The following is a 26,664-nucleotide window of genomic DNA, read 5'->3' as shown; positions in this document are numbered from 1 at the left end:
TTATGATTGCCCACCGTCTGAAAACCGTAAAGAATGCGGATCAGATTCTTGTGGTTGACCGGGGAAGAATTGTGCAGCGGGGAAAACATGCGGAACTGATGAAGCAAAATGGTATATACCGCAAATTGATTAACAGCAGAAACGAAGCGGTAAATTGGGAAATAGGCAAATGATTCAACGCAGAAAAGAGAAAAATATTATGGAAAACAGGCATAAATTAAACGGCCGCGATCTGATGAACATCGGCGTATTTGGAGCCATCTATTTTGTTATTTTATTTATTGTGGCAATGCTGGGGATAATACCCGTTTTTCTGCCGCTTCTCTCGGTATTTGTGCCGATAATAGGGGGCATTCCCTTTATGCTCTTTCTGACGAAAGTAAAAAAGCCGGGGATGATTTTTATTATGGCAGTCATTATGGGTCTGCTGATGCTGTTTACGGGTATGGGATTATGGGCGTTATTAACCGGTGCGATTGCCGGTTTGATTGCGGAAGCCGTGTTTAAGAGCGGAAAATACAGCAGTGCCAAAAAAGCGGTTGTGGCATATGGATTTTTCAGCCTGTGGATTTTTGGCAATTATATGCCGTTATTCATTAACCGTGCACAGTATTTTGCGCAGCGCGCCGGCCTTGGGCAGGCATATGCCGATGCCGTTACCCGACTGATGCCCAATTGGACGGCACCCGTTCTGTTAATCTCCTGTTTTGTCTGCGGCATCCTGGGAGGGCTGCTCGGCCAAAAAGTGCTGCACAGACATTTTGAAAAAGCCGGTCTCGTTTGATGAATTACTCATCGCTGACGGCGCAAAAGAAAAAACGCAGTTTTCTCGATCCGCGGGTGAAAATAGCCCTTGTTCTGATATTGGCGGTATTTGTGATGGGCGGTGTGGGCGGCCCGCGCATGAAATATGCTGTGTTTGGATTGTCCGCCATTCCCTTTGTGCTGCTTTTGGCGGAAAAACAGCGGAAAAAATTCTGCCGCGCAAGCACGATGCTCATAATCGGATACGGCTGTCTTTGGGCGATGCCGCATTTACCCGGCATATTAAAATTTATTGCTTTGATGTGCGGATATATTTTTACGCGCTTTGTTATCACGGTTGCAATGGGAGAATACGCAGTGGCAACTACTTCGGTCAGCGAATTTATTGCGGCAATGGAAAAAATCCATATGCCGCAGGCGATTATCGTGCCAATGTCGGTTATGTTTCGAATGTTTCCCACGATTGGGGCGGAATGGAAATCGATTTGCCGCGCAATGAGTATGCGTGAAATCCGCATCACAACGGCAGGCATTGAAAAGATATTGGAATATCAGCTGATTCCCATGATTAGTTCCGGTGTGCGAATCGGTGAAGAATTATCGGCCGCCGCTTTAATTCGGGGACTGGGCTCGCCGGTCAAACGAACCAATATCTGCCAAATCGGTTTTCGCATACAGGATTGGCTGCTGACGGCAGTTTGCACGGCGGTCATATTCTTTTGGCTGTTAACCGGTTTGGGGGCAACGATATGATCGGGCTAAAAAATATCTGTTTTCGCTACGGAAGCGAAAACAGCCAAAATACAGGCGAATTAAAAAATATCAATTTAACTGTCGGCAACGGCGAATTGGTTTTGATAAGCGGTCCGTCCGGCTGCGGCAAAACAACGGTTTTACGGCTTATAAACGGCTTGATTCCGCGCTTTTACCGAGGAATTTTAAAAGGTGACGTATTATTGGACGACCGCTCTTTTAAAAAAAGTGAATTATACGATTCGGCCCGCATTGTCGGCACGGTTTTTCAAAATCCCAAATCACAGTTTTACAACGTAGACACAACCGGCGAATTGGCGTTTGCATGTGAAAATCAGGGATTGCCGGAAGCGGATATTTATCGGCGTATTGATAAAACGGTTGCCGATTTGCATATGGAAGACCTGATGGACCGAAACATTTTTCATCTCTCCGACGGCGAGAAACAAAAAATAGCCTGCGCGTCAGTTGAAACAGCGGGAGTAAAAATAATTTTGCTGGACGAGCCTTCGGCAAACCTGGATTATGATGCAACTTTAATGCTGAAAAAACTGATTTTACATTGGAAAAAAGAAGGTAAAACAATTGTTGTGGCCGAACATCGGATAGCCTATCTTTGGGATATTATGGATCGTTTAATCATTATGAAAGAGGGTGAGACGGTCAAAGAAATTAAAGCGGGAGAAAAAGACATACTTCGCGAAACAGATTTAGAGAAATTGGGACTCAGAACGCGGTTCATGGAATCACCCACGCAAATTAATATGCCCTCCGTGAAGCCGGATGACCGGGTGATCACACTGAAAAATTTCAGCTTTGCATACAACGGCGGAAAGGGCAAAACGCTAAACATTCAGTCGCTTAAAATTGCACTTAACCGGATTACGGCAATTGTGGGGAAAAACGGTGCCGGAAAAACCACTTTTCTCAACTGTTTTTGCGGTTTGGAGAGAAGCTGCAAAGGCATTTTCGAATATGAAGGCCGTATTTTAAACAATCGGGAGCGTAAAAAATTATGCTTTATGGTGATGCAAAATACAGGTAATCAGCTTTTTACCGAAAGCGTTTTGGACGAAGTTCTGATCAGTTTACCCAAAAAAACCAAAAACAGGCAGGAAGAGGCGATGAATATGCTGCGCCGCCTTGATTTGGAATCTTTGGCAAAGCGTCATCCGCAGAGCTTATCCGGCGGGCAAAAGCAGCGGCTGGCAATTGCATGCGCCCTTGCGACGGGGAGAAAAATTCTGGTGCTGGACGAACCGACGAGCGGATTGGACTATGCGCACATGCAGGAAACAGCGCACCTGTTATCGAAGATCAGATCGATGGGCACAACAATTATTGTTGTCACGCACGACAGCGAATTAATACATGCATGCTGCACAAGACTGATTCGGATGTAACGGCATTTTTCGGCGGGCGTCTCTTCTGCCTATCGCCTACCGAACTTTTTATCTTTAACTTTATCGGTATTATCCGTTACGGAATGGATCAGGCGCGGTCTGCAAAAACAATGCCTGCTTTTAAAGTTTCGGCATTCATTTGCTTCATGCACACTTTTAAAAATTTCTTCTCCAGTCATTTGCTGCCAGTTTTTCTAAATTAGTTCTGTTGTCTTTGTTGATCCTGCCGCTAAACTGCACTTCATATCCCACTTTTTTCCCCAGGTGCAGGAAACGGATAACCTTATGCATCCACCATGGTTTAAGGCCGAATTCTTCAATTTCATGCCACGGCATTAAGACAAAATCGCTTTTTAACGGGGTGCCCAGTTCTTTTTCATAAATACCTTTTGGACTGAAATAAATGATGAATTGGCGGCTGCTGTCCGTTGCATAATACAGCGTGTTAATAAATAATTTAACGATATCGCTTTGCCAACTGTTGTGCTTAACGGCAACCAAATAATTATCCGTATCGCCGAAAGCCGCCCGAACCTGCGATCTAATCTCTTCCATATCATACGCAAAAAAGCTCATTGCCCTCTCCAATCACCTGCATAAATACATCTTTCCAAAATTAAACATATTTATACTCCGTTTCCCAAAAACGGAGTGATGATATTATTTCCATACGCCGCGCTCCCCGCTTCAAATCGGCGGGCAGTTGGCGCAGAATCTGCGGCACCCTTTTTCCTTACGGAATTCCGCTGTTCTATTCTAATTTCAGCTTTCATGCAGTCACCTTTTGGTTACATTTATAGCACTTTGGTGCTATTTATAGTACCACTTTTAAATATCCCGTCAACAGTTTTCTGCCGCTAAAAGCCAAGGCAGATTTTACGCTTCGGGCAGGGAACGCAATTTTGCCGTTATCTCCCCCACCCGGATCTTTCCGAACATTTTCCGCCGCCGGTTTGCGCATCCTACAAAAAGAATGCTTTCGCATAAGGATCGCGAACTCTCCGCCATGCTCTGCCGTTTCGGGAAAATATAAACCATATTGTAAAATAACCGAAAAGAGATGATTGTTATGTGCGGAAAACAAATAACGTATTTTTTCACTTATATTGCCTGCGTTGTAATTATTCCGGTTGTCTTATCACTGATTGCCGACAGCATACCTAAAAATGACAGCCTGTTTCCGAGCGGTCATCCGTTTGACTACATAGACGATAAAGCATTTTTTATCGGATTGGTTTTAGACCTTGGACTATACCTGTATCCGCTGCATCTCATTTTTATTAACAAGACAACATTGAAAATATCCAAATCTCTGTTCCTGCCATCTGTTGGTTTGGCGATATTTTTACCGCCGGCCGTTTTAATTTTGTCAGATGCTTCAATGCGGGAATAGTTCTTTATATTTATGCCTTACGCAGCTATGGCATTCGTCGGGCCATTTCTGATTATCTACTTCATAAAACGCAAAATCTGTAAGGGGTAGGCCTCTTTCGCTCCCTCCCGCATTGAAAAATGTATCGTCAAAACTTTAAATTATGCCGGCCGCCGGGCTCCGGTAAACCGCAGTGCGGATGAAGCGAACAATATTCGCAAAGGAACTTTAAATTATGCCGGCCGCCGCGCAGAGAAGCGTTCTATATTTAAGGCATAATCGCACGTGAGGTTCAGAAATTCCACATCATGCGAAACGATGAAAATAATGCGCTCGCGGTTTTTAAGCGACTTAATGCAGCGCGATATGGCAAGCATGTTTTTATAATCCATACCGCTGGTGGGCTCATCGAAAAACATCAGCGCCGCTCCGTCAACTATACTGGCGGCAATGGCAACGCGCTGCTTTTGACCTCCCGACAAACTCATGGGGTGCGCCTGCTTAAACGCGCGGATGTTCAGCTGTTCTAAAAGCGCATCAAGGGAATCGTCCGTCATGTTTGTGTGAGTAAGCGTAAGCTCGTGTTCAACCGACTCGCTAAAAAGCTGGCTGTTCACGTCTTGCATTACCAGCGACGACAGCGCAACCCGCCTTCGTTTGTTGCATTGTTTTCCCCGGTAGAGCACGGTTTCTTTGGAGTGCTTCATAACGCCTATCAGGCTTTTGATGAAGCTCGACTTGCCGCAGCCGTTTCTTCCAACAATGCCATAAATGTTGTTCGTTTGGAACGTGACGCCGCTTATGAACAGGCCGTTTGTGCGCACGTCGCGTGCGGTGCTGTTGTCTGCGCGAACATCGCGTTGCTTTGAGAAGCTCAGCGCAAGCTTCTCTATGCGAAGTTCCGAGTGCAGCTCCGTACCAGGCTTCGCATCAGGCTCCGAACGCAGCTCCGAGCGTGCCACCGTACCAGGTTCTGTACCAGGCTCGCCGCTCGTGTTTTCCGCGCACGGTAGCAATTCAGGCACCGTAAGCACGTCATCGCTATTGCTCCTCAGCCCGCGCGCATGCAGCTCATCGCGTGTTAAGTGGGCGAATTCCTCTTGCGTGTAGCAGCGTTGTATTTCCCCTTTCTGAATATGAACAAGCCGGTCAAGTATGTAGCGCAGGTAATACAAGCGATGCTCGGCAATAAGCAAGGTAATGCCCTGCTGTTTTAAGCGTTTGAGCATGTCAGCAAGCAGCGCAATCGAAATGTGATCCAAATTCGAGGTTGGCTCATCAAGCAGTATCAGTTTGCACCCTGAAATATAAGCGCCGGCCAGGCATAGAATTTGCTTTTCTCCGCCCGACAGCTCAAAAATGCTTCTGTTAAGCAAGTGAGCAATCGGAAACAGAGAAAGCAACTCCTGCAGGCGCGCCTGCATCTTCTCTTTGGGCACTCCCGTGTTTTCGAGAAAAAACAGGAGCTCCTGCGTTGTATCGACGTTGAAAAAATGCGTTTTGGGATTTTGAAACACCGACGAGGCAAGCATTGCAATTTCATATATTTGCTTTTGAGTAAGCTCGTCGCCATCAAGGGCAATGGTGCCTTCGATGCGCGCATTATCGTAGCGCGCGCCTAATCCGTTTATGGCATTTATGATGCTCGATTTGCCGCTTCCGCTTTCGCCCGTCAAAACAATGCATTCACCTGGTGATACGTTAAGGTTGATAGCATGAACCACCTGGTTTTCATCGTAAAACACGCTTAGATTGCGCAGTGTAAGCATGCAATCCCTCCTGCAATTAGTGCCGCAACAATGCCCATATACAAAAAATCGACAACACGAAAGCGAATGGTGGTGTAGTGCGTTTTGGTGCCGGGGTTGGATATGGCTTTGCACTCTGCGGCTTTGGTAATGTCGTCGGCAAGATTGCACGACACAATCATCAGCGGCACGAATACGTATTCTAAATAGCGTGCTGGGTGGCGTTTAGAAATGTTGCGAATGCGCATAGCGGTGGTAATGGCGGCGCTTTCTTCTTTGAACGCCGGGAAAAAGCGAAACATCACCGCCAGGGGAATTGAGACGCATTGCGGTACTTTCAGCAGGTAAAGTGAGGAAAGGATGGCGCTCACACTTGAACCTTTCACCAGGAACTTTCCTGCTAAATACGGCAGCATGAACAATTTTATCACCAAGCCGACACACAAGAATATCTTCAGCACATCAGGCAGACTCGAAAGCGCGTCAAAATTCGGCACAAAACTAAGCAGCGTGTACACAATCAGCGCTTTTATCACGGTTGTGCGGTAGTCGTTCAGATACAGAAATACCAGGAGCGTAATAAACAGCGGAATTTCGGTAGGGAGGTGCTTAAAGACGCACAGGCCTGCAAGCACCAGCACCACGCATTTGCTGATGGGGTTTGGGTTGAACGGGTGCGCGTGCGAACCGCAAAACGAACGGATAATGTCTGCAGCCGCTTGCGCGGTGTCGCTCGCAGCTGCTTGCGCTGTGTCATCTGTGACTGCTTGCGCGTTCTTCTGCGCGTTCGCTTCGCACGACGTGGCGCTGATACTTTCGTTCTTGGTTGATATACGCATGTGAACAGCCTTTGTTACGCAACAATTCCGGCTTTTACAAAGTGCTTCTTTAAGAGCTTTTTACCGATAAGCGCCCCGATAATCGCTCCCACAATTGCCCCGATAGTTACTAAAATCATGCTTTGCCATGTAAGAATTTGAACAAGCTGCGCTATATAAGCATCTCCCATCGGCTTACACAGTTCAAGAAAACGCTCGCGCACAAAAATCATCTGGCTTAATACGCCAGGAATCCATAGCGAATACACTGCATATGCCAGCGTGTTCCAGGTGAAGCTGGAGTAGTTGCCAATTTTGCGCAGCACTTCGGCAAGCAGGGTCGTGATAATGACAATCACTAAAACAACGTACGTGTTGCCCAGCAAGAACGTGAGAGCGGGCGGTATGATAGCAAAAATCGCAAACGCAAACGCTTTTTGTTCTTTCGCCATAAATAGCAGCACCAATGGCCCAGCAATAATGGCGGCAATGGTGGGGTAGATCAAATACAAAATCGGCACAATCCCCATACAGTCGCATGCCATGATAATGACAAGGTAAATCACATCGAAAATACCGATAAGAACTAAATCTTTCAGCATAAGTGAAGAACGTTGATTTGACGTGGTGTTTTGTTGTTTCATCCTAATCTCCTTACTTTATGGATAACGCGAACTTATCTGTCGCGTGTGGTGCCGTGATACGTGGTGCTGTGTTGCGCGCTGCCTCAATACACGAACTCATCTGCTGCCTGTGTTTTCTCGATCAGCTTTTGGTAGCTTGAACTGGAACGAAGCAGCTCGCTATGCGTACCGCACGCTTCAACGCGGCCCTCTTTCAGCACCACAATGCGCGCTGCGTTCTGAATCGACTTCATGCGGTGCGAAATGATGATAACGGTTTTGTTTTTCATCAGCTCATTGAGGGATTCTTGAATTTTTCGCTCGTTGTCAACATCTAAGCTTGACGCAATTTCGTCCAAAATCAGAATTGGTGCATTTTTCAAAAACGCGCGCGCAATGGAGATGCGCTGGCGTTCACCGCCCGAAAGCTGCTGGCCATTTTCCCCGATGAGCGTATCAAAACCCTCGGGCAAATCGTCAATAAAGTCGCACTGCGCAAGCTGCGCGGCACGCTTCACTTCCTCATCGCTTGCACCTTCGCACCCAATGCGAATGTTTTCAAGAACGCTTGTGTTGAACAGCACGACATCTTGAAACACAATTGATACGTTGCGATACAAACTTTCAGCCGACGCGTCTTTAATGTTCACGCCGCCAATGGAAATGCTGCCCGAATCGAAGTCGTACAGGCGCGCTATCAGGTGCAACAGCGTCGTTTTGCCGCAGCCCGACTCACCCACCAACGCGCACACGCTGCCTTGCGGCACCGTAAAGCTAACGTCTTTGAGCACCGGTTTGTTGGCATCGTAGGAAAAATTCAGGTGTTCGATGCTCATGTCAAAGGACGAAAAGTTTACATCGCGCCCGCTAAGCGCTTTTGCGTTTCGGATTTCGTTGATGCGTTCCACTGCCGAATTGATGTAGAAAATTTCCATGAAAAACTCTATGTTCGCATCGACTGCTTCTTTGATTTTCATGGCAGCAAGCACGTAGCCTATCAGGTACAATATCGAAATTTCTCCCGTTTGCATAAGGAAAATGCCGCCCACAATCGTAAATGCAAGCGAGAAGTGGTCAAAAATTCCCGAGCCCATTATCAGGAATGCCGCATTGCGTTCGGTTTTCCAATGCACGCGCTGCGTATCTTCAAGTCGAGCGTATAAACTGCTTTTGACGTGCTCTGTTAAATTGAACGCGGTAATTTCTTTCGACATCTCAATGCGCTCTTGAAACGCCTGCGAATTTTCGCGCAGGCGCACGTAATGTTTGTTGAACTGTGCGCGTGCGTAGTTTTTCCCCAGCACAATCAGCCCAAACGACACCAAGGTTGGCACAATGGCAAGCAGCGCCATTTTCCAGTTGCCGATAAGCATCAGTATCGTAATTACGGGTAAGAACAGGCAAAACCCAAGCGCTTTGGGAATGGCGTGACTGCCTGCGTGCTCGATTGCCGCTACGTCGGCCATAATGCTTTGCGCAAGATCGGCAAGGTCGTGCTTCGAGAAATACGACATCTCAAGCTGCGAGAGCTTCTGCGCAATTTCGATGCGCAAGTTCGCCGCTTCCTTGTAGGTTTCGTTGTATTGCGATTCGTATTCAAAGCTTAGCAACACTGCCATTACGATAAGCGTGATCAGCGAAAACAGCACGTAGGTGAGGGTGCCGTGCACGTGTTGCAGCAGCAGTTGATCAACCAACAGCAGCAGTAACATTGCCGGGCACATCGTTATAACAAATACCAAGAAGCTGAACATGCCTCCCTTAAGAGCGCCGTGAACTCCCTGGTCAGTTAGGGCGAAGCTGCGTTTCAGAAACTTATTCATTGCTTACTCTCCATTCGTTCGCCTGAGTATAGAGCGTGTAAAGCCGTTTATACTTTCCGTTTTGCGCAATAAGCTGCGCGTGCGAGCCGCGTTCGACGATTTTCCCCTGTTCGGCAAGCAAAATTTCGTCAACGCCCGTGATGGACGACAGGCGATGCGCAATCATGATTACCGTTTTACCGCGCATCAGCTGCTTGAACGCTTTTTGCAGTTCGTATTCGTTATCGGCGTCAACAGAAGCCGACGCTTCATCCATAATGACGATGGGTGCGTTTTTCAAGATGGCGCGCGCAATAGCAACGCGCTGCGTTTCGCCACCCGACAGGTATACGCCTTTCGTTCCAATAAGCGTATTTTCGCGTTTTTCCAGCTTGTTGATGACGCTGTCAAGCCCCGCTGCCGACAGCGCCGCCATCACTTCTTCATGCGATGCATCGCGCTTAGCGCAGTGAACGTTGTTGAACAGCGTGTCATTGAACAGTTTGGCGTCCTGAAACACGAACGCAATTTCGCGGATGAGCGCCTCTTGCGTGTAGGAGGAAAGTGGTTTTCCGCCAATCAGCACCGCGCCCGAATCAAGCGGGTAGTACGCGCAAATAAGCTTCGCAATGGTCGACTTGCCCGAGCCCGACTCGCCCACCAGCGCATATATCTTGTTTTCCTCAAGCGTGAACGACAAATTTTGAAGAACGTGTTTGTCGCCGTAGGAAAATGACACGTCCTTAAACTCGATGGAGTGGTGCGCAAAATGCGTTTCGTTTCCAAAATGCATAGATTCATCAGCCATTTGTTTGTACAGCGCTTCAAGCGAATCAACCGCGTAGTTGCCTTGGAATGCAAACATGCCAATGTACATAACGCCCATGAATGCGGCAAACATCACGCCCGACAAGAACAGCACCATTATTAAATCGAGCGCAAGGATAGAAGGACTTCCCAGTTCAGGCAGGAAAAATACAATCGGGAGAACAAGAATTGCCGCCACACCAAAGAACAGCCACTGATAAAAAACGTAACTTTTTTTACAATGCCTCGAGTACTGGTACGCGTAGTCGGAGTAGGTGTGAATAAGCGTGAACAGCTTTTTCATCGAACTAATTGATACGCCGAAAATTTTAATGACGGCAATTCCGCGAATGTATTCGACCGTTTCCGCTGATAGCCTGTCAAGTGCGTCCTGATATACTTTCATGAATTGGCTGCCGCCCATCATGCTTGCCAGGATGCCTCCCGTAGCAAGCGTAAGGATGGTAACGCATAATCCAACGCGTATGCTTACCAAGAAACTTACAACAATGATAAAAATGGGCATCAGGAATGCCTTGGTGGCATCGGGGATGATGTGCGCTACAATCGTGTGCGTCATCGCTGCGTTATCGTCGATGGTTTTACGAATAGTGCCTGATGAATGGGTATCAAAAAACCGGAAGCTTGCCGTGTTTAGCCCTTCAACGCCGCGTTTGCGCAGCGCGGTTTCCAAGCTGAAGCCCACGTGATGCGCTATGAGCGCCGAAATTCCTAGAAATATGCTTCCTGCCAGCAACAACAGCACGATCACGAACGCAAAACTTTGCGCGCGCTGCAGGTTGCCGTCCACGATAAGCGCGTGCAAAAAACGATAGATGGTATAGTATCCGCCCGCAATAAGGATGCACGATACGCACGATATAATAACTGCCAGTATGGCTAAGCCTTTAAGCCGGGGAATGTAGGCGAACAGTTTTCGGTAGGTGTTCATAAGCGTTCCTTTGCTGATGGGGAAGGTGTTGCGTGGTGCTGCTTGCGTTGGCGCGGTTGCTGCGGGTGCGGTTGCGGTACGTGGGGCTTACTTTCCTCCGCGCACGGATTGTGCGGTTGCGGTGCGTCCATACGTTCTGCTTGTGACGTGCTGTTTTCAGAATCACTTTGCGCCAGAATACGTAAAATGATGTCTTTTATAAGGTCTTGATTGTCTTGCACAAGCTCGTGCGCTTTCAGTACGTTTGCAGAAAGAATAATTGCATTTATAAAAAATGCCATAAACGCAACCCGATTTGGAGCGATATTGAGAGTTTCTGTTTCGATGTTTTGGGTCTTAAACATTTCCAATGTTGTGCGCTCAAGTTGCTTATATACTTCGTCAAGCCGGGAGTTTCTTTTTTTAGCCAGCAGCAATTCAACGTAGACAGGCATAAGCTCATTTGTATCAACAGCCTTTTTTGCCATTTCTTCGGCAAGAAATTCCATGCTCCACTGCCTGCCGTCTGCTATCGATTGCGCAATAACGTTGTTGCGGTATGCAATGCCGTCAAGCATGATGTCATACAGTATGCCGGTTGTATTTTTGTAGTAGTGATACAGGCCGCCTTTTGAAAGGCCCGTTTCTTTCACAAGATCTTCCATCGCGGTATTTTCAAAGCCCTTTTCCGTAAAAATACGTGCCGCCGCACGCTTGATTTGCTGTTTGCGCTCATCAAAGCTCAGGCGCTTATTACGAACCATAGGCCACCTCCCCGCTGTTGGCGCGTGCGGCGTCAGAACGGCACGCTATCGCGTCACGTGCATACGTACCCACACGCACGTTATTGTCTGCGCTGCATAACACACATATTAAGAGCTGTTTTTTCTCCCATGCCGGCATCATTTTCTGCCGTTCCTGCGCGTTATGCGCCGCCGCACGCTTATATCGACGGTTGCGTCGATATAAACAGTATAAATTAGGATTGCCTTACTTTCAAGTGCTTCTTGGTGCGGGATAAGAGATGCGCGGGTGCGCCTGCAGGCAGAGCGGCAGGCGCGCGCTTCCCTGCAGCAATGCGTTGCGGCGCAGCAAATGAAAACAGCCTTTACACCCGGATAAAAATACCGCTAAACTTAATGCTTCCTGTCCCGCAGGTTTTATAATTCGCCAAAACCGTGTTTGGTGCGACCGGTGCCGGCAGCGCACATAAAAACACCTCAATCTTATTACTTCACTACAGCTTTCCCATTCACGCAATGCACAATGTAGTGGGCACATCCCTCCGTTTTATAGCCAAGATTGGCTTTATTCCCATCAGAAACTTCGGTACTGCCATTCTCGCAGGCTACTTCAAGACGCGCATTTTTTGCAATCGTCCCTTCCAAAACACTCGTGCCGTTTAACGTATCAACCACGCACACACCGGTTGCCTCCGCATTTTTAGCCACGGCAGAACCGTTAAAACACTTCAGAAAAATATCATTCGCCTTAACGTTTCTTGCCTCTACCCTGCCGTTATGAACCTCTGCATAAATCCTGTCGGCTTTAATATCCGTTACCGAGACTTTACTTGACTCAGCTTCAATCTCACAAAAATCAACATTTCCCGGCAACGTAACAATGACTTCAGGATCGCCTTTAGCCGGCCACCTAAGCCGGTAAAAAGCCGGCACTTTTTCTGTTTGGACGAGCTGTATGCCGTCTTGGTTTTCTTCGGTTTTAAATATATCTTTTTCACAATTAACATAACTGACGTTAAAAGACTCAGCTCTTCTGACGGTTAGGCCAATATCCACCGTTTTTGCCGCAAACTTCCTACCATTGGCCACTTGAGCACCTTCCTCGTTAATGAATCGCCCGCCTTAATTATCAGACTAACAAACTTTGATTTTTTTATCATGACAGTTAGCCTAAACAGAGCTTCCCCACCTCACAGGAGGGGGTAAAAGGGGTGCATTTTCGCAGCATTTATCCTTGTGCGCCCTGCCTTAAAAGCAGACCCGGAACACCACGGCCGCAAGTCCGTCTTGCGGAGCCGCATCAGCTGCCCGGAATCCGCCTCCGCCGAAAGGGACTCTTTTGAAAACCTTACGGCAGAATCTCGCAAAAGCCCCGGTAAGTGCAGGTACCCTCTTGCCGAACGGTATTCAGGCGAAACCTGAGGAGCTGCAGAACATCATCGCCGGCCACTTTACCGCGGAATTAAAACCATGGAATTCAACTCCGGGATCACAATCAATATCGAAGCATAAAAACGCTCCCCCGCCGCCGACGCACCTGCCGGCAGTGAGGAGCGTTGGCCCGTCTTAATTCCTTTGTCTCGTTAACACTATCCCAACAACAGCTCCCATTAAAACAACAGGTGCCAATCTGAAAAAGATCCATTCAAACGCATGAAAGAGTGTTCCCGCTATTGCAGTTTCCGGATCATTGAAATCCCAGCTCAAATAGGGACTGTTTTGCGAAATCAGAACTGCGGCGGTTATCACAGTCAGTGCACACAAAGCGATAAACAACCAGTGTAAAACTTTTCGTTTAGCAGCTTTGCTTCGTGCCAACTGCAGATTGACGGCCTCCGGTTTTTCAGAAATTACTTTCAAATCATCAACGGGCAGCGCAGTCTCCGTATTCGTTTCACCGAGCAAAACGCTAACCGGCGTTTCAAGAATCTGCGAAATGCCGATCAGCATTTCGGAATCCGGAACCGATAAGCCGCGCTCCCATTTGGACACAGTCTGTCTCACTACATTCAGCTTAACTGCAAGCTCCTCCTGTGACAGTCCTTTCGATTTTCTTATGGACTGAATATTCTCATTAAGCATCGAGGATAACCTCTTTCTTCCGGTCGTTATTCTCATTGTAGGAACAGCATGCCGTTGCTACAAGCAACGTGGATTAACATTTTTATTTCCTGCATCTATCTCACGGCCACAATTCTCCGACATCTGACTCGGCCGCCCAACATAGTGACATCTATCGGAGCAACTCAACTCTCACATTTTTGACCCGATTTACCTTTGGATAAGTTACCGAAGAGCGTTTTGCATCCACGGTACCATTTCCCCAATTACCCGAAAGCCTTAGCGTTATTAGGCTTTTGAGGCCATTTTCCTTCCGCTCCTGACATCAAAACAGACGTTCTCCACGCGGATTGAGAGCACGGGTAATATTTCTGCACTTTTTAACGATGGGAAAAATCCCGATATCAATATAGTCCTGTTTTTCTGCCCGCTTTATAATCTTCTTCAAAACCGATTAGGTTATACTTTTTATAAATTCCATATCCAAATGCAGTAAATGCAATATCTCCTTGCTACCACTAAGTCAACAAATTTTACAACACTTATAATAAGTAAAAGCGCATCTTTCTATCGGGTATGTCAACCATTCCCAAAATCGGAAAATTTCTTTAGCCTGAAGCTTTATACAGTCTTTTTGCGTGGCGGATAATAGGTCTTTAGAGATTTTGAGCTACCATTTTTCATTTTGTTGCCTTCGTTTCAGCATTGAAGTATATTATCCGCGATAGGGGGCGCAAATTTATGGATAAAAATGAAAATATTAATTTACCTACGAAAGTCACTGTTACTTTAGATCTTGACAAATTATACAATGAACTAAAAGAAAATGGTTGGAAACCTAATCGTGCAGCTAAATACTACAGGCATTACATCCTTAAACATATTGACAAAGAAGATACTATTCTTGGGCCTGATGAAAGCGTGAGATATCTATTTGATCTGCTGACCACAATTTCATCCCGTCATTTCTTATCAATGATTGAACCGGGCCCCGGTAAAGACGCTCTTATAAAACGTGTTGTATACGAATATGAAAAATAGGGATATGCAAATATTATTTTCTTTTAAGCTGGAAACATATTTACCTGCATATTGAATGTCCCTGCCTGTCCGGATAGCCGGAAAACATGATTAATTAGTTTCTTTTTTCCTTATAGCCTATAACAACTTTACCTGTTTTCTTAATCCCTGGTACTTTAAGAACATCAGAACTTGACTTGTCTTTTAAGTCAAATTTCCCAACTAAAAATAAAGCTTTAAATCCCGGACCGGGTAAATTGAACGATGAGTCAACTAATTTGATACGCTTATCTCCAAGAGTGACTTTAGATAGGTCGTAGTTAGACTCAAGAATGTCTCGCGCAGCAAAGAGATACAGCTCATCATGATTCATGTAGTTTTCCGGTATATGAAACTCTTCTTGAGACACAGCTACTGTTTCCCAATGGTACGACGCAAGCTCTGCCTTCTCCTTATCGTCGTCGCACCCGGAAAGAGAAAAGAGAACGCCTAGCAGCAGAAGCATAACAAGACAACTTTGAAAAATGGTTTTACAAAAAATTGTTTTACTCCTCATAACACTGCTAACCTCCTTTTCGTTAACACCACTTTACATCAAATACTTATAAAACAGATCTTACTTATCACGCAACTTACCAACTTGCGTAAATTCCTTATCCCCAACACGCATCTTCTTATCAGTGAACTTTACGCGCATCATTCTGCTAATAATATGCTCATCCGTTATCAGCACAAAAAATTGCTTTTCTTTTTTATTCACCAAGTAATACTGTTCACTGCCAATAGTCTTTACCGCTTTACCGAATGCAAACGTATCAAGCAAAGGAATACTACCGAACAAAGCAGTAATCCACCCGATAAAATTATCCATAAACTTTTCAGACGAATTTGGAATAAACTTCGTCACCGTGAGCATAATAATTTCAGCGTCCGGATATTCATCGCGAATAATTTGTTCCTTTATCTTGATTTTCTTACGAACACCCAATTTTGCATTAAGACCATACTTCGCTAAATCAATAGGCTTCTTAATGATTGACAAATCAATAGCATTGTCTTTATCCAACAAATAGTCGACAGTAACACCCAGCGCATCCGCAATCACCTTCAAATTTGCAACATCCGGCAGACCGCGACCACCTTCCCACTTCGCTACCGCAGCACGCGAAACCATAATCATTTCAGCAAGTTCTTCCTGAGTTAAACCCGCTTCCACGCGCGCATTTCTGATTTTTTCTCCTAACAACATCGTATAACTCCTTTCATTGGCTATGAGTTTTCGTTCTTAACGATTATTTGTTTTGCTCGTAATGCAATTAATAATCGCACTGCGTAATTACATGCTAACGAGCAACATATAAATAGAAAAGGAACGAACGAGAACGCAAGCGTTACGAATCGTAACATGGCATTTTCTTGGCACACGCGCACATAATTATGTAAAAATAGCTGTTTCAAAAGAAATTTATACAAAACTAACAGAGAACGTACAAAATCCAAGGTGCACGAGCCATACAACACAACGCGCCGAAGACCGATATCCGCCTCATTGCTCTGCTCTCATTCATGCCAATCCCCAACAACGAACATCCTGAATAAGGCAACAGAAACATACGTTTGTTGTCAAGCGCATATCAGAATCGACAAACGCAAGGATCCAAGCGCGCAGCAACAGATGCTAATCCACTCTTGACATCAATACTACAAGTCTCGACGTGATTGTTGGGCTATTTTTGAAAACCGGTCTAAATTCTTTGTTTTTCGCCTATTTGCAGGCATTATCGATAGTTTGCTTACACCTGTTATTTCTTACCTTGATTAGGCAATTTTATTTTTGCTAAATTGTCCCGGCATAATGAAGCGAAATTATTTTTGCTTCATGCGTCTTGTCCAATCGGGATATTGCACAAACTCAGTTCTAGTTTCCAAGCCATGAAATATAGTATCCGGCATTGCGCCATACACAAGAACAACGCGCGGCTCAAGCTCATCTAACATAGCAATCAAGCCTTCCCTAAAATATCGTTTAGATTCAGATGATTTAATTTGCCCGTAGGTTCCAATTGAAACGATGCTATGTTTGTCTACGCCCTGGAAAGCCACTTTTTCTCCCAATAATTCATTGGTATAGGTTCTTTCATCACCCCAACGAATATTAGGTATAACGTAAATCCCCTGTTTGCTTAAATAGTAACCAACTGCTCGATTTAAATAGATGCCTGCGATTTGCACGCAAAGTGGAGCATCAATGTAGAGAGAACAATCAGGTGAAATCACTCCGGGATATTGTTTTAGTTCTTCAACGTACTCTTCCGTATGCATCAAAACGTCTCTGAACTTAACGTCGTGTTCGTAAAAGCAAACAAAGTCTTGCTTATCACAGCTACGCTGCCTTCGTGAAAACGGTACAAGACCACTGAGTACAACAATCTCCTTAGGAGCATCAATATGCGGTATTTCAAATTTTCCATCAAAGAATGCTGTTTCAATTAAAGAAACTCTGAAACCTTCATCTACAAGAGTTTCTATTTTAGGCATCAGTATCCTCAAGGAAATCCTCTGCGCACTCTATGCAAAAATCCACATGGTACCTCTTAGACTCTTCAGGAAATTTTGCCATCAAGCTTTTATAACACTCTACAAGTTCTCTGCTTCGTGTCTTTTCAGCCAAATCCTCTATAATTTCACTAATCCAACTAAACTCATCTGCCGTGCACTCATTTTTTAAGTACTCGATAGTTGATGGTATATCTTCAGCTAATATTTCAACTTCCTCCTTCCAACACATTTCTAGTCCGTAATCGTATTCATTATGCGTTTCATTGCGCTTTTTAATTACCTCTTTAAATCTTTGTACATCCATTATTTCTTACCTCTTTTCTTACGCGGTTGTTTAGAATCGGAATCTTCAACAGTATCCTCTCCCAGGGCTGCTTCGGCATACTTCACACAGCCGGCAAAGTTAAATGTCTTAGCCACGTCAGGATATTTTTCCCTAGATTCTTATAGCATTCCACAATCTCTCTACTCTGTATTTCAGTAGCGAGATCATCAATAATTTCACTAATCCAAAAGAACTCCTCTGCCGTACAATCATTTTTTAAGTACTCGATAGTAGATGGTATATCTTCAGCTAATATTTGAATTTCTTCTTTGTCACACATTTCTACGCCATAATCGTATTCGTCATGAGTTTCATTGCGTCTTCTAATTACTTCTCTAAACTTTTGTACATCCATTATTTCTTACCTCTTTTCTTACGCGGTTGATTTGAATCGGGAAAGATTGTACCGATTTGACCGTGTGTTCGTATAACTCCCACACGCACGCCTTTCCAAGTACCAAATACAATAACCCCATCCTTCACATGCTTGTTCCCTTTTAAATTAGCAACATGTTCACCCGCATGTTTAATGTCCTTGCTTGTCCAACTAGCAGGAAACCAAGATTGATATATACCCTCACGTTTCTTTTTGTTCCAATGCTTGGGTAAATATCCAACTCTTACGCCATTGGGATATGTTTTCACAATATGATACTCAATTCCATATTTATCCAGTTGCTTAAGCCCGGTTTGTCCGTGCCCGCCGGATTTTAATCGGATATGGTTATCCTTCTGTGGCTTAGTGTATGCTCCTTCATTAGAATGAACGACAGCAAACTGACTTGCCGAACCGGCGGCTCCGCGCGTATTTAAAACTCGTCCACTTTTAGTTGTTCCCATTTACTTCACCCTTCACCATATGTGTACGGTGAAGAGCTTTATTTGTATTTAATTTCACCATATATCACTCCTTTATACCTGTTCTTAAAACAGGTGTTCTTTCTACTTTTTTCTTGTAGTTACTTAGTAGGCGTGATAAAATAGTCATTGCTTAGATGGGTGTTTTATAACGCCTACATAAAACGCTTTTGAATTGCTCCAACAATTTAGAAGCGTTTTATTTTATCGACACATTCATAACTGTTCCCCCTTTTCTTTCAATTCATAAAACCAAAATGCTATCGGATCAATATTTTTTATAAATTCTTTTTCATGACTAAATAATTTAAATCCGAGTTTTTTCTTACGATTTGCAATATTTGCGCCTGCATTACAAGCAGCTTCAAAACTTACACCACAAAATGCCACAATCTCATTGGGTGATTCTATACCCTTCAACATGAGGTAAGCAGTTGGACACATGAAATGCCTTGCAAAATAATCAGCTAAATCATCTTTAGAATCATCTTCATCTTCGCAAATATAATGCCCAATTTCATGAAAAACGGAAAGACGGACTGCACCTTCTGACCCAAACGCATCGTTGTAATAAATCGTTGGTGGATTTTCTTTAGACTCTTTAACAAAGAATGCATGATTCGATTTCTTTTGCAACAGATTTTTAGCCTCATCGGAAAAAGCAGAATAGGAAACAAGAGCTATTTTCATCTTCCGACAAAGCTCTTTTTCATCAATCGGAAATGCTTTGATATTGTAATCAACATATATTGAATAAATCAACTTATCCAATTCGTCATATTCACTTCCGCTTCTATACATCCGCTTTACTCCCAAGAAGCAGTGCAATTAGCTCATTTTTTTCTTCAGCTGTCAGCTCGCCGCCTTTTCTGGCAATAGCCGTAGATATTGTTTCATAAGCACTTGCTTTACTCTCTTCTCCATCGTCAAGAAGATATTCAGTTGCAACACCAAATGCTTTAGCAAAGTTCACTACAATATCAAGTCGCGGTCTACGCTCAGAACGAAGATACCTCGATACTGAACTTTCTGTAATGCCGCTTAATTGCGATAACTGTTTTTGGTTAATACCTCTATCGTTCATTAAGTTCTTAACCTTTTCTTGCCAGCTCATACTAATTCCTCCTTTTATACTTGCAATTATATATTGCATTTTGGCAATTGTCAATGTCAAAACATCGTACTTGTAAAATCGTAGCCTTAATTAAAGGATTTATGCTAAGCAGAACATGCTTTACAAAGTTTTATTAATATTTTTCGAACTATATTTCTTACTCTTTCTGTGCATCTTTCCGTCTTCTCCAACTTCCACATTACTCCGAGACGCCATCTCAAGCTCAACGGCTTCAAACTTCTCTTTAGAAATAATTCCGGAATGATGATCCGAATACAAATATTGCCTGTCAGAACCGCCTGAATCAGCTATAGCCACATCGCCTGTATATTTACGCCTAGTCAAAGTGCTCTCAACAGCCTGTTTACTCCAGGTGTCTTTCCCCTTTGGAGACTTAACACCTTTACTTTTTAACCTTTCAATAATTCCACCAACGCTTAAACCTTCCAGATACCAATCAAAGATAGCTCTCACTACCTTCGCTTGCTCTTCATCAATAATAAGCATTCCATGTTTATCTTTTTATAACCATAACAAGCCTTACTATAAAGATCTGATGTGCCATCTTCTGCTCTGTGTTTTAAGCCAAAGCGTATATTTTCACTTCGCCAGTCATTTTCAGCCTGACAGCACGCTTGAACCACACTGATTAAAAGTTCATCATCGACAGTTTCCGTATCAATCTTATCAGCCTCAAAGATAATTCTCGTGCCACAAGCTTTAAGCTTTCTAATAGCCTCTAAGCCTTCTTTCGTATTACGACCAAAACGGCTCACACTTTTAGTAAGAATAATATCAAGATTACCTTTCTCGCATTCTTCAATGCGTTCTATTGCACCATCCCAATCACCAGGATAATTGCAATTGACATCTATGTATTCCTGGGCACTAAACTTCTCATTTGTGCAATGCCAGCGAATAACAGCAAATATTCTCATTATGATAATTAGTCTAAACCTCATTTTCCTCAGTATATTGCTGCAAATTACCTTCAAAACCAGTAATCTTTTCATTCTCGATAAGTAACAAAGAATCCGCTACATTGTTGATAAAGGACACATCATGCGTCACGAAAAGCAAGGGTCTGTCGTAGCCTTGAAGCAGCTCTTCTAAGGCTTCTATGGCACGAATATCTAAAAAGTTAGTTGGCTCATCCATCACCAAATAATTAAAGTTACCTGTTAGAAGCTTCGCCAATTTCACCTTGGCTTTTTCACCATCACTAAGCACATTCACTTGCTTGAACACATCATTTGTTTTGAAACCTAGACGAGCCAAGATGATTCTCGTCATTGACTGGTCATAGAATGAATAAGGTAATACGTTGTCTAGAATCGTTTTTGTATAGTCGAGTGTTTCTCCTAGCTGACTATAGTAACCAATTCGTAAATTCGGATGCGTCCACGTTTCACCGTTAAGAATCATGTTGAGCAAAGTGGTTTTCCCTGAACCGTTGTCACCTAATAAGGCAACTTTATTTATATTGTCTATCGCAAAATTGACATTCTTAAAAATCACCTTGCCATCAAAGCTCTTATTGAGATTTTCTGCCCTGATGAGTACCTTGGAATGAATTTTTTCTCGCTCGTCCATATTGAGCTTGATGGCTGCATTTTGATATGGCTTACTCTTCACCTCTAGTTGATTTACTCTTTTTAAAGTGGCTTTTACCTGTTTGTCGAGCTTCTTCTTATTTTGTTGCCCACCCATTTTATGCAGCCTAGCTTCTGAGTTACCCATCCTTTTGGGTGTGGTTTTTACTTTTGCTGACTGCTGTTTTATTGCATTTGCAACCTGTAAAAGACGCTTCTTTTCTTTTACATAACTCTCATATTCCCTCTCAGCACACTTATACCTCTTTTCTCTTTCGCATAGGTAAAACGAATAATCACCGCTATAAACCTCAATTTTCCCATTGACCAATTCGAAAATTTTCGTACAGGTTTGGTTAATAAAATCTCGATCATGGGAGACAAGAATAAAACCCTTATTGCGAAAATAGAGCTGTTTAGCTAATAGATTTCTTTGCTTAATGTCTAAATGTGATGTAGGCTCGTCAATAAGCAAAAATGCTTTATTATCAACTAAAAGGTGCTCCAGTTTCAATCTTTGCTGCTCGCCTGGACTACTACAATTCTGCTGAAAACGACGCTGATATATAAAACCGAGTTCATCTTCTAAATTGTTGAGCAAATAACTAATCTCGTCGTTCACTTGAACTCGCCCCGCGTAGTCAGTATCAAGACTTGAAAGTATGCGTAAAAAGGTGGTTTTGCCTGTGCCGTTATCACCAATTAAACCAACCTTGTCACAAGCACCAATAGATAGATGATCAATCGCAAATAAAGTTCTTGCACCTATAACTTTTGTTAAATCATCAATACGTATCATAAATCCTCCTTGAAAATACCGAGAGGATTTAACCTCTCTACATTAGTTAGAACAGGATTTATTAATTACCATCTTTTGATACCTCCGAAAATAATTGTCACTATTATACCATGTGATCATATATAACTTAGTACCTCAAGCAACTTAACTATCGTCTTACTTATTTCACAAAGCCGGGTGCAAAGTGGGTGCACCTTTTAACGTTAACATCCTGTGCACTCGACCCTATAGCGTTGATATCTTCCCTCAAACAGCTAAATCACTCTCAAAGACCGCGAGAACCCGGCCTAAAGCCGCCGTATACTAAACCTTTTAACGATAGACCCTGCAAACCCCTGCTATACAAAGGCAAACTTGCACCCACCTAATCAGCCTTTGACATCAATACAACAGTCTCAACGTGGATTGACTGCTTCATCTTAATGTCGAGTGTGTAGCCAAATTCACGTTCGTTCGCAGGAATTGGTCAAAGCGCATTTTTTGAGGAAAACACACCGATTTTACCCTTGTCCGCTCTCGGAAACAGGTCAAAGACCATGTTCCTGCCTAATAATATGCAAACGCACAGATTTACCAACCGCCTCAAGACTTCGCTCTGAGGGAATATATCTGAAATCCCATCGCCTCAACTCGGCTCAGGCTTTATTTCCTCCGCCACCATGCTTTCCCCTTGGTAACAATAAATAGTGCGATACTGCCAACCGCACCTAATACGCCCTTTCTAATATTTGCATTCCTTTCGCGTCTGCAATTATCACATAACTTGTACTTATTCGTGCTTACAAGTTCGCATCCGCACTTCTTGCAGTAACGAATTTCTGGACCTTTATTATTGCTCATCATAATCACTTCCGGTATGTTCTGTTTCTACTGTCAACAGATTATGTACTGAATACTCAATTTGTGCCTTCGGATCAAAGGCTGTAATCCTCGCTGCAATATCGGTAAACTGATCAACTACTTCGATCCGCTTCTGAGAAGAATTCTCATTGAGCAACAATAATGTATCTCGCTCATTAAGTTTATTTTCCACTATGAAGGATTTGAATTCCTCTAAGCATTCCTTGCACGGTTCGTATTCTCCCAACATTGCGTATCCTTCACACTCGATCTGCACAGAGTTAGTAATGTAAACAAGTGCCTGAAATGCGTCAATTGCCTTCCTGCTGACGTCTTTTTCTCCTTTGAATTCAAGCATCATTTGAAAATCAGACTTCTGGGAATGTTCGGTGATATGATACATATTCTGAGAAAAGTTCCGCATCAATACTCGCTTTGCATCTGTCGCACTATGTATAACATCCAGCATAGCCGCTTCTCTCAGCTTTGCATCCTGAATCAGCCTTGCCTGCATTAGTTTATCCCTCGCTCCTTCTGCCATAGCAAGACGATCATTCTGAAGCTCTACATGGATTTCTCTTATTGCATCACCGACATATTCTATTTCATCAAGAATCTGAGCCATTATCGCGTGCGTCGATAAATTGTTTAAGGACTGTATGAGATTAGGTGTCAAGGCCATGTCCTCAAGTCTCACCTGTTTAACAAATCCATCTGCGTCACGAATTGTTGGTAGTATTTCTCCCTGTTTATCAATGGTGAATCGATAGATTCCCTTATCTATTAACTCCTTCACATGGGAATCCATCTTAGCAACCATGATGTGATCCTTGTCTGCCATAGCTCCTATTACTTCTGCAATTGCAGGAAGCTTCACCTTGATATTTTCCCACTTACCAAAATAGTGAATGAGACTTCTATTATCTTCATATGAGATAATGCTTAGTTCTCCTCGATTCGGCTGCCACTCTTCAATATCATATTCGAAGATCGGAACCATCTCGTATTTGTCCTGCTCACTGATTGGCCTCTTTGGATCGGCACTTTGAAATCCACAATGCGGGCAATTCGTAGCTTTATCTGATATTTTTGTCCCGCATTCCGGGCATAGTATTCTGCTCATTTATTCACGACCTTTCCTTTTTATTTGATGTTTCATAAGAGGCCTTGTAATTTTTGCGAAAAGTTTCCTCTACCGATCAGCCCCATAAATTCTTGCATTTCTTTCCGGCTGCGAGGAACAGAGCAAAATTGAATTAAATCTTGCATCGTGGCTTGCTCCTTATCTTGTTCCCTTATCCCACTTATCAGGATCGGACTTTTTGATATATTCCTTATAAGGATCTTGATTCATCAAATATCATCTCGCCGTTATTTTCTGCCCATACATAAAGTCAATCCTTCACACATCTACATCACTCATTAATCTTCCAGTGACCATAACGCTTGCCACCAATGCGTTCTATGCGGCCAGAGTCTTTCATCTCATCCATTTTTCTTTGTAAAGAACGATATGGAATATTAAGTATCTTCACAAGTTCTACCTGCGTAATCTTAGGGTCATTTTGAATGACTTCTATTATCTTATCCGCCAAAACATCATTCAAAACGCCACTTAAAACGTCATCTTGGCGTTTTGGCACTTTGGCTTGATCTATAAGTGCGCTTTGGAGTGCCCTAAAATGCAGATGAATTATTATATCTCAATTCTTATAAATAACTTCCCAATAGCCGTTCTGACTTGTCCCGTGGCGTAGAATTACGGAATTCTTCTTTAGCTTATTCATATAATATTTCACAGTATTAACATCCCAGTTTAATTCATTAGCAATCTTTGCTTGTGTATGGTCCGGATGCTTCAGTAAGAGATTAACTAACGTCTTATCTCTTTCGCTCAGTTCAGCTTGCGTAGTACCTTGGGTAGCCGCTTGGGTAGTACCTTGGGTAGTCGGTCCGACGGTAGCCGTTGCCGCCTCGGAAAGGGGAATCACTGTCGTAAAAACATCTGCCTCTGTAAAGACAGGCTCTCCACCAGAATACATCTTCGTGTATTTATAGCTGTTGCGCATACCGCTTCCCAGTTCGTCAGCAAGACCGATCTCACGGAATACTTTTGCTATCGGCGGATTCTTTGCAAATGGCTTGAATGTTTTCAGATTCAGGTTTCCGTGCCCATGTGCAAGATTGGCATTTTCTGTTGTAATCTTATCCCGTTCAATGACAAGCTTTGGTACATATCCGCTGGAAAAATCACGGTGCATCAACAAATTGGAGATAATCTCACGCAGGATTTTGTCTCTGGTGCTTACCCTTTGGATGCCATCCAATGTAAAAACGTCATTTAGATGCTTCTTTCCAAATTCCATCAGACGATCATAACTTTCAATCAGGTTTGTGATCACCACATCCCTGTCATCATAACGATCAACATTGAACACTCTGAAAATAGCGTCCGTCTTATGCTGAGGTAACACGGACATGATACGGTTATCCGTACCAAAGAGTAAGATTGCCGCAAGTGTTATACCTTCTTTGTTCGTTTCCGGATCCTCAAGTATAAGCCCGCAGCTTCTGAGCATATCCTCATCCGTCATGTCAATCCACGGATGGTGCTCAGTATTCACTCTCGTCATTCTCCTTGCTCGATCCATAAGATCATGACGAAGGCTTGAAACCGGGATGGCAGGGTAGACCTTATTCACAAAATAGGTGCTTTGCTTACGGGCATAAAGGTTGAAAACCATGTCCGCATTATCTGTAATATCGATGTCCGACTCATTATTGCGATCAAATATTCTGCCCGCATTGCGGTAAACGGTTTTTCCAACCGGGACATAGGCATAAAGAACAATACGCCCATCGATCTCATATTCCTCTGTAGTCAAGTAGAGTGGCGGATACATTTTGCTCTCATTGTTGATCGTAGTAACAAAATTTTTCTTCATCTGCTCAACGCAGTCTTTATCAACACCGAGAATCGTCCCGTTATCCTTCACGCCAAAGAAAATATGACCGCCATTCCGATTGGAAAAAGAACAAACAGTATCATAGACATCCTTCGTAATATCTGTTGTTGATTTTTTGAATTCGACTGTCAGCCCCTCGCCCTGACGAATCAAGTTCATCAAATTTTCAGGGAGTATCATATAACTCACCCCTTTCGATTATTCACCTATCAATTCCATTAGGCAAAATGGAATCAACCTCGTTCTCCTTAAAAGTCTGTTCTTCTTCCTTTTGCAAAGCCTTCTGCGCAGCCCTGTAGCTTCTCTCATCAGTTGCAGGATAATTATTATTGACTTCTGAAACTTTATTACAAAGAACATCTCTCTTTTTTTGTATCTCACTATCGTCAAGCACTTCAAAATCAACTAATAAGGAAACATACTCTTCTCGAATACCCCACAACACATTTGCTGCATTTCGATGCTGGCTTACTTCATTTTGAATCTTATATTCCTTGGCATATAGATTTAGGCACAAAGACAATACAGCAGAAATTCCACCTACCCATGTCAATATGACCTTGTTTGTTATAATGCTGGCAAAAAATCCGCAAGAAGAAAGTGCGGTCAATATAATCTGTGCATTCTTCACATACTTATTTTCTTTCTCAAGTCGATCAGCTAATTTGTGATGCGCAGTATATGTGTATATAACTTTTCCACAAGCATCCTTTATTTGATTTTTTAATCGTGCCCTATAGCTTTTATCACTTTCCATTTTACTCC

At 43.5% G+C, this 26,664-nt stretch carries 30 protein-coding genes; 6 read left to right on the top strand and 24 right to left on the bottom strand.

Annotation, left to right across the window (positions count from 1 at the left end; all coding sequences use genetic code 11):
* Nucleotides 1-2 precede the first annotated feature (2 nt).
* The 4 genes from HMPREF1631_RS07145 to HMPREF1631_RS00425 are packed head-to-tail and all read left to right on the top strand — an operon-like array spanning nt 3 to nt 2,921.
* Nucleotides 3-173, top strand: a complete 171-nt coding sequence (locus HMPREF1631_RS07145) for a hypothetical protein (RefSeq protein WP_198017338.1) — start codon at nt 3-5, stop codon at nt 171-173.
* The gene (locus HMPREF1631_RS00435; RefSeq protein ID WP_198017337.1) at nt 170-784 is read left to right on the top strand and encodes an MptD family putative ECF transporter S component; all 615 of its coding nucleotides are present in this window, start codon (nt 170-172) and stop codon (nt 782-784) included. Before HMPREF1631_RS07145 ends, HMPREF1631_RS00435 begins: the two co-directional genes overlap by 4 nt.
* Nucleotides 784-1,518: an energy-coupling factor transporter transmembrane component T gene (locus HMPREF1631_RS00430; protein WP_034231051.1), complete on the top strand. Its 735-nt coding sequence runs from the start codon at nt 784-786 to the stop codon at nt 1,516-1,518. Before HMPREF1631_RS00435 ends, HMPREF1631_RS00430 begins: the two co-directional genes overlap by 1 nt.
* Entirely contained in the window at nt 1,446-2,921 is a 1,476-nt protein-coding gene (locus HMPREF1631_RS00425; protein ID WP_232215373.1) for an ABC transporter ATP-binding protein, read from the top strand. Before HMPREF1631_RS00430 ends, HMPREF1631_RS00425 begins: the two co-directional genes overlap by 73 nt.
* Nucleotides 2,922-3,077: 156 nt before the next feature.
* Here the strand turns inward: HMPREF1631_RS00425 and HMPREF1631_RS00420 are convergent, their stop codons facing one another.
* Entirely contained in the window at nt 3,078-3,497 is a 420-nt protein-coding gene (locus HMPREF1631_RS00420) for a hypothetical protein (protein WP_034231047.1), read from the bottom strand.
* A gap of 484 nt (nt 3,498-3,981) precedes the next feature.
* On the opposite strand from HMPREF1631_RS00420, the gene HMPREF1631_RS00415 reads away from it, so the two are divergent.
* Nucleotides 3,982-4,314 (top strand): hypothetical protein, encoded by a 333-nt coding sequence (locus HMPREF1631_RS00415; protein WP_034231045.1) that lies wholly within the window; start codon nt 3,982-3,984, stop codon nt 4,312-4,314.
* Nucleotides 4,315-4,526: 212 nt separating this feature from the next.
* Here HMPREF1631_RS00415 and HMPREF1631_RS07185 read toward each other — a convergent pair whose 3' ends face one another.
* The 8 genes from HMPREF1631_RS07185 to HMPREF1631_RS00375 form a co-directional block, all read right to left on the bottom strand.
* Complete coding sequence (locus HMPREF1631_RS07185; protein ID WP_034231043.1) at nt 4,527-6,062, bottom strand: ABC transporter ATP-binding protein; 1,536 nt, start codon at nt 6,060-6,062, stop codon at nt 4,527-4,529.
* Nucleotides 6,041-6,880 carry an energy-coupling factor transporter transmembrane component T gene (locus HMPREF1631_RS00405; protein ID WP_084707241.1) on the bottom strand — a complete coding sequence of 280 codons (840 nt, stop codon included), beginning with the start codon at nt 6,878-6,880 and terminating at the stop codon, nt 6,041-6,043. Before HMPREF1631_RS00405 ends, HMPREF1631_RS07185 begins: the two co-directional genes overlap by 22 nt.
* A 14-nt stretch (nt 6,881-6,894) precedes the next feature.
* Nucleotides 6,895-7,503, bottom strand: coding sequence for an MptD family putative ECF transporter S component (locus tag HMPREF1631_RS00400; RefSeq protein WP_052046885.1), 609 nt, complete (start codon nt 7,501-7,503; stop codon nt 6,895-6,897).
* 83 nt (nt 7,504-7,586) lie between these two features.
* Nucleotides 7,587-9,305: an ABC transporter ATP-binding protein gene (locus HMPREF1631_RS00395; RefSeq protein ID WP_034231041.1), complete on the bottom strand. Its 1,719-nt coding sequence runs from the start codon at nt 9,303-9,305 to the stop codon at nt 7,587-7,589.
* Nucleotides 9,298-11,043, bottom strand: a complete 1,746-nt coding sequence (locus tag HMPREF1631_RS00390) for an ABC transporter ATP-binding protein (protein WP_034231040.1) — start codon at nt 11,041-11,043, stop codon at nt 9,298-9,300. Before HMPREF1631_RS00390 ends, HMPREF1631_RS00395 begins: the two co-directional genes overlap by 8 nt.
* Complete coding sequence (locus HMPREF1631_RS00385; RefSeq protein ID WP_084707239.1) at nt 11,040-11,786, bottom strand: TetR/AcrR family transcriptional regulator; 747 nt, start codon at nt 11,784-11,786, stop codon at nt 11,040-11,042. Before HMPREF1631_RS00385 ends, HMPREF1631_RS00390 begins: the two co-directional genes overlap by 4 nt.
* A 465-nt stretch (nt 11,787-12,251) precedes the next feature.
* Nucleotides 12,252-12,854, bottom strand: coding sequence for a DUF4097 family beta strand repeat-containing protein (locus HMPREF1631_RS00380; protein WP_034231038.1), 603 nt, complete (start codon nt 12,852-12,854; stop codon nt 12,252-12,254).
* Between the two features lie 477 nt (nt 12,855-13,331).
* Complete coding sequence (locus HMPREF1631_RS00375; RefSeq protein WP_034231029.1) at nt 13,332-13,847, bottom strand: helix-turn-helix domain-containing protein; 516 nt, start codon at nt 13,845-13,847, stop codon at nt 13,332-13,334.
* 720 nt (nt 13,848-14,567) lie between these two features.
* Here HMPREF1631_RS00375 and HMPREF1631_RS00370 point away from each other — a divergent pair.
* Nucleotides 14,568-14,867, top strand: coding sequence for a hypothetical protein (locus HMPREF1631_RS00370; RefSeq protein WP_034231027.1), 300 nt, complete (start codon nt 14,568-14,570; stop codon nt 14,865-14,867).
* A gap of 94 nt (nt 14,868-14,961) precedes the next feature.
* Here the strand turns inward: HMPREF1631_RS00370 and HMPREF1631_RS00365 are convergent, their stop codons facing one another.
* The 15 genes from HMPREF1631_RS00365 to HMPREF1631_RS00300 all read right to left on the bottom strand — a co-directional run bounded on the left by HMPREF1631_RS00365 (nt 14,962) and on the right by HMPREF1631_RS00300 (nt 26,656).
* On the bottom strand, nt 14,962-15,402 hold the full coding sequence (locus HMPREF1631_RS00365) for a hypothetical protein (protein WP_034231025.1): 441 nt from the start codon (nt 15,400-15,402) through the stop codon (nt 14,962-14,964).
* A gap of 60 nt (nt 15,403-15,462) precedes the next feature.
* Nucleotides 15,463-16,095 carry a helix-turn-helix domain-containing protein gene (locus tag HMPREF1631_RS00360; protein WP_034231022.1) on the bottom strand — a complete coding sequence of 211 codons (633 nt, stop codon included), beginning with the start codon at nt 16,093-16,095 and terminating at the stop codon, nt 15,463-15,465.
* Between the two features lie 617 nt (nt 16,096-16,712).
* Nucleotides 16,713-17,384: a DUF4417 domain-containing protein gene (locus HMPREF1631_RS00355; protein ID WP_034231019.1), complete on the bottom strand. Its 672-nt coding sequence runs from the start codon at nt 17,382-17,384 to the stop codon at nt 16,713-16,715.
* Nucleotides 17,377-17,709 (bottom strand): hypothetical protein, encoded by a 333-nt coding sequence (locus tag HMPREF1631_RS00350; protein ID WP_034231017.1) that lies wholly within the window; start codon nt 17,707-17,709, stop codon nt 17,377-17,379. Before HMPREF1631_RS00350 ends, HMPREF1631_RS00355 begins: the two co-directional genes overlap by 8 nt.
* Before the next feature lie 82 nt (nt 17,710-17,791).
* Complete coding sequence (locus HMPREF1631_RS00345; RefSeq protein WP_198017335.1) at nt 17,792-18,085, bottom strand: hypothetical protein; 294 nt, start codon at nt 18,083-18,085, stop codon at nt 17,792-17,794.
* The gene (locus HMPREF1631_RS06895; protein ID WP_084707237.1) at nt 18,085-18,570 is read right to left on the bottom strand and encodes an EndoU domain-containing protein; all 486 of its coding nucleotides are present in this window, start codon (nt 18,568-18,570) and stop codon (nt 18,085-18,087) included. Before HMPREF1631_RS06895 ends, HMPREF1631_RS00345 begins: the two co-directional genes overlap by 1 nt.
* 234 nt (nt 18,571-18,804) lie before the next feature.
* A complete protein-coding gene (locus tag HMPREF1631_RS00340; RefSeq protein ID WP_198017334.1) occupies nt 18,805-19,359 on the bottom strand; it encodes an ImmA/IrrE family metallo-endopeptidase in 555 nt (184 codons plus the stop codon).
* Nucleotides 19,360-19,381: 22 nt separating this feature from the next.
* Nucleotides 19,382-19,702: a helix-turn-helix domain-containing protein gene (locus HMPREF1631_RS00335; protein ID WP_034231013.1), complete on the bottom strand. Its 321-nt coding sequence runs from the start codon at nt 19,700-19,702 to the stop codon at nt 19,382-19,384.
* 120 nt (nt 19,703-19,822) lie between these two features.
* The gene (locus HMPREF1631_RS00330; RefSeq protein ID WP_034231084.1) at nt 19,823-20,209 is read right to left on the bottom strand and encodes a recombinase family protein; all 387 of its coding nucleotides are present in this window, start codon (nt 20,207-20,209) and stop codon (nt 19,823-19,825) included.
* Entirely contained in the window at nt 20,176-20,640 is a 465-nt protein-coding gene (locus tag HMPREF1631_RS07135; RefSeq protein ID WP_198017333.1) for a recombinase family protein, read from the bottom strand. The genes HMPREF1631_RS00330 and HMPREF1631_RS07135 overlap by 34 nt, the downstream gene beginning before the upstream one ends.
* A gap of 13 nt (nt 20,641-20,653) precedes the next feature.
* On the bottom strand, nt 20,654-22,093 hold the full coding sequence (gene abc-f, locus HMPREF1631_RS00320; protein WP_034231011.1) for a ribosomal protection-like ABC-F family protein: 1,440 nt from the start codon (nt 22,091-22,093) through the stop codon (nt 20,654-20,656).
* Between the two features lie 829 nt (nt 22,094-22,922).
* The gene (locus HMPREF1631_RS00315; RefSeq protein ID WP_052046884.1) at nt 22,923-24,056 is read right to left on the bottom strand and encodes a zinc ribbon domain-containing protein; all 1,134 of its coding nucleotides are present in this window, start codon (nt 24,054-24,056) and stop codon (nt 22,923-22,925) included.
* Between the two features lie 292 nt (nt 24,057-24,348).
* Nucleotides 24,349-24,576, bottom strand: coding sequence for a winged helix-turn-helix transcriptional regulator (locus tag HMPREF1631_RS00310; protein ID WP_034231010.1), 228 nt, complete (start codon nt 24,574-24,576; stop codon nt 24,349-24,351).
* 60 nt (nt 24,577-24,636) lie between these two features.
* Entirely contained in the window at nt 24,637-26,058 is a 1,422-nt protein-coding gene (locus tag HMPREF1631_RS00305) for an RNA-binding domain-containing protein (RefSeq protein WP_198017332.1), read from the bottom strand.
* Between the two features lie 43 nt (nt 26,059-26,101).
* Nucleotides 26,102-26,656, bottom strand: coding sequence for an SLATT domain-containing protein (locus tag HMPREF1631_RS00300; RefSeq protein WP_034231005.1), 555 nt, complete (start codon nt 26,654-26,656; stop codon nt 26,102-26,104).
* Nucleotides 26,657-26,664: the final 8 nt, after the last annotated feature.

It is taken from the genome of Arcanobacterium sp. S3PF19 (assembly GCF_000758825.1).
GTDB lineage: Bacteria > Actinomycetota > Actinomycetes > Actinomycetales > Actinomycetaceae > Arcanobacterium_A.
This window is presented reverse-complemented; position numbering and strand designations above follow the sequence as displayed.

Excerpts from the sequence above, each read along its gene's own strand:
- HMPREF1631_RS07145 (WP_198017338.1), top strand. The coding sequence starts at position 3 with ATGATTGCCCACCGTCTGAAAACCGTAAAGAATGCGGATCAGATTCTT.
- HMPREF1631_RS00435 (WP_198017337.1), top strand. The coding sequence starts at position 170 with ATGATTCAACGCAGAAAAGAGAAAAATATTATGGAAAACAGGCATAAA.
- HMPREF1631_RS00430 (WP_034231051.1), top strand. The coding sequence starts at position 784 with ATGAATTACTCATCGCTGACGGCGCAAAAGAAAAAACGCAGTTTTCTC.
- HMPREF1631_RS00420 (WP_034231047.1), bottom strand. The coding sequence starts at position 3,497 with ATGAGCTTTTTTGCGTATGATATGGAAGAGATTAGATCGCAGGTTCGG.
- HMPREF1631_RS00415 (WP_034231045.1), top strand. The coding sequence starts at position 3,982 with ATGATTGTTATGTGCGGAAAACAAATAACGTATTTTTTCACTTATATT.
- HMPREF1631_RS07185 (WP_034231043.1), bottom strand. The coding sequence starts at position 6,062 with ATGCTTACACTGCGCAATCTAAGCGTGTTTTACGATGAAAACCAGGTG.
- HMPREF1631_RS00405 (WP_084707241.1), bottom strand. The coding sequence starts at position 6,880 with ATGCGTATATCAACCAAGAACGAAAGTATCAGCGCCACGTCGTGCGAA.
- HMPREF1631_RS00400 (WP_052046885.1), bottom strand. The coding sequence starts at position 7,503 with ATGAAACAACAAAACACCACGTCAAATCAACGTTCTTCACTTATGCTG.
- HMPREF1631_RS00395 (WP_034231041.1), bottom strand. The coding sequence starts at position 9,305 with ATGAATAAGTTTCTGAAACGCAGCTTCGCCCTAACTGACCAGGGAGTT.
- HMPREF1631_RS00390 (WP_034231040.1), bottom strand. The coding sequence starts at position 11,043 with ATGAACACCTACCGAAAACTGTTCGCCTACATTCCCCGGCTTAAAGGC.
- HMPREF1631_RS00385 (WP_084707239.1), bottom strand. The coding sequence starts at position 11,786 with ATGGTTCGTAATAAGCGCCTGAGCTTTGATGAGCGCAAACAGCAAATC.
- HMPREF1631_RS00375 (WP_034231029.1), bottom strand. The coding sequence starts at position 13,847 with ATGCTTAATGAGAATATTCAGTCCATAAGAAAATCGAAAGGACTGTCA.
- HMPREF1631_RS00370 (WP_034231027.1), top strand. The coding sequence starts at position 14,568 with ATGGATAAAAATGAAAATATTAATTTACCTACGAAAGTCACTGTTACT.
- HMPREF1631_RS00365 (WP_034231025.1), bottom strand. The coding sequence starts at position 15,402 with ATGAGGAGTAAAACAATTTTTTGTAAAACCATTTTTCAAAGTTGTCTT.
- HMPREF1631_RS00360 (WP_034231022.1), bottom strand. The coding sequence starts at position 16,095 with ATGTTGTTAGGAGAAAAAATCAGAAATGCGCGCGTGGAAGCGGGTTTA.
- HMPREF1631_RS00355 (WP_034231019.1), bottom strand. The coding sequence starts at position 17,384 with ATGCCTAAAATAGAAACTCTTGTAGATGAAGGTTTCAGAGTTTCTTTA.
- HMPREF1631_RS00350 (WP_034231017.1), bottom strand. The coding sequence starts at position 17,709 with ATGGATGTACAAAGATTTAAAGAGGTAATTAAAAAGCGCAATGAAACG.
- HMPREF1631_RS00345 (WP_198017335.1), bottom strand. The coding sequence starts at position 18,085 with ATGGATGTACAAAAGTTTAGAGAAGTAATTAGAAGACGCAATGAAACT.
- HMPREF1631_RS06895 (WP_084707237.1), bottom strand. The coding sequence starts at position 18,570 with ATGGGAACAACTAAAAGTGGACGAGTTTTAAATACGCGCGGAGCCGCC.
- HMPREF1631_RS00335 (WP_034231013.1), bottom strand. The coding sequence starts at position 19,702 with ATGAGCTGGCAAGAAAAGGTTAAGAACTTAATGAACGATAGAGGTATT.
- HMPREF1631_RS00330 (WP_034231084.1), bottom strand. The coding sequence starts at position 20,209 with ATGCTTATTATTGATGAAGAGCAAGCGAAGGTAGTGAGAGCTATCTTT.
- HMPREF1631_RS07135 (WP_198017333.1), bottom strand. The coding sequence starts at position 20,640 with ATGAGAATATTTGCTGTTATTCGCTGGCATTGCACAAATGAGAAGTTT.
- abc-f (WP_034231011.1), bottom strand. The coding sequence starts at position 22,093 with ATGATACGTATTGATGATTTAACAAAAGTTATAGGTGCAAGAACTTTA.
- HMPREF1631_RS00315 (WP_052046884.1), bottom strand. The coding sequence starts at position 24,056 with ATGAGCAGAATACTATGCCCGGAATGCGGGACAAAAATATCAGATAAA.
- HMPREF1631_RS00305 (WP_198017332.1), bottom strand. The coding sequence starts at position 26,058 with ATGAACTTGATTCGTCAGGGCGAGGGGCTGACAGTCGAATTCAAAAAA.
- HMPREF1631_RS00300 (WP_034231005.1), bottom strand. The coding sequence starts at position 26,656 with ATGGAAAGTGATAAAAGCTATAGGGCACGATTAAAAAATCAAATAAAG.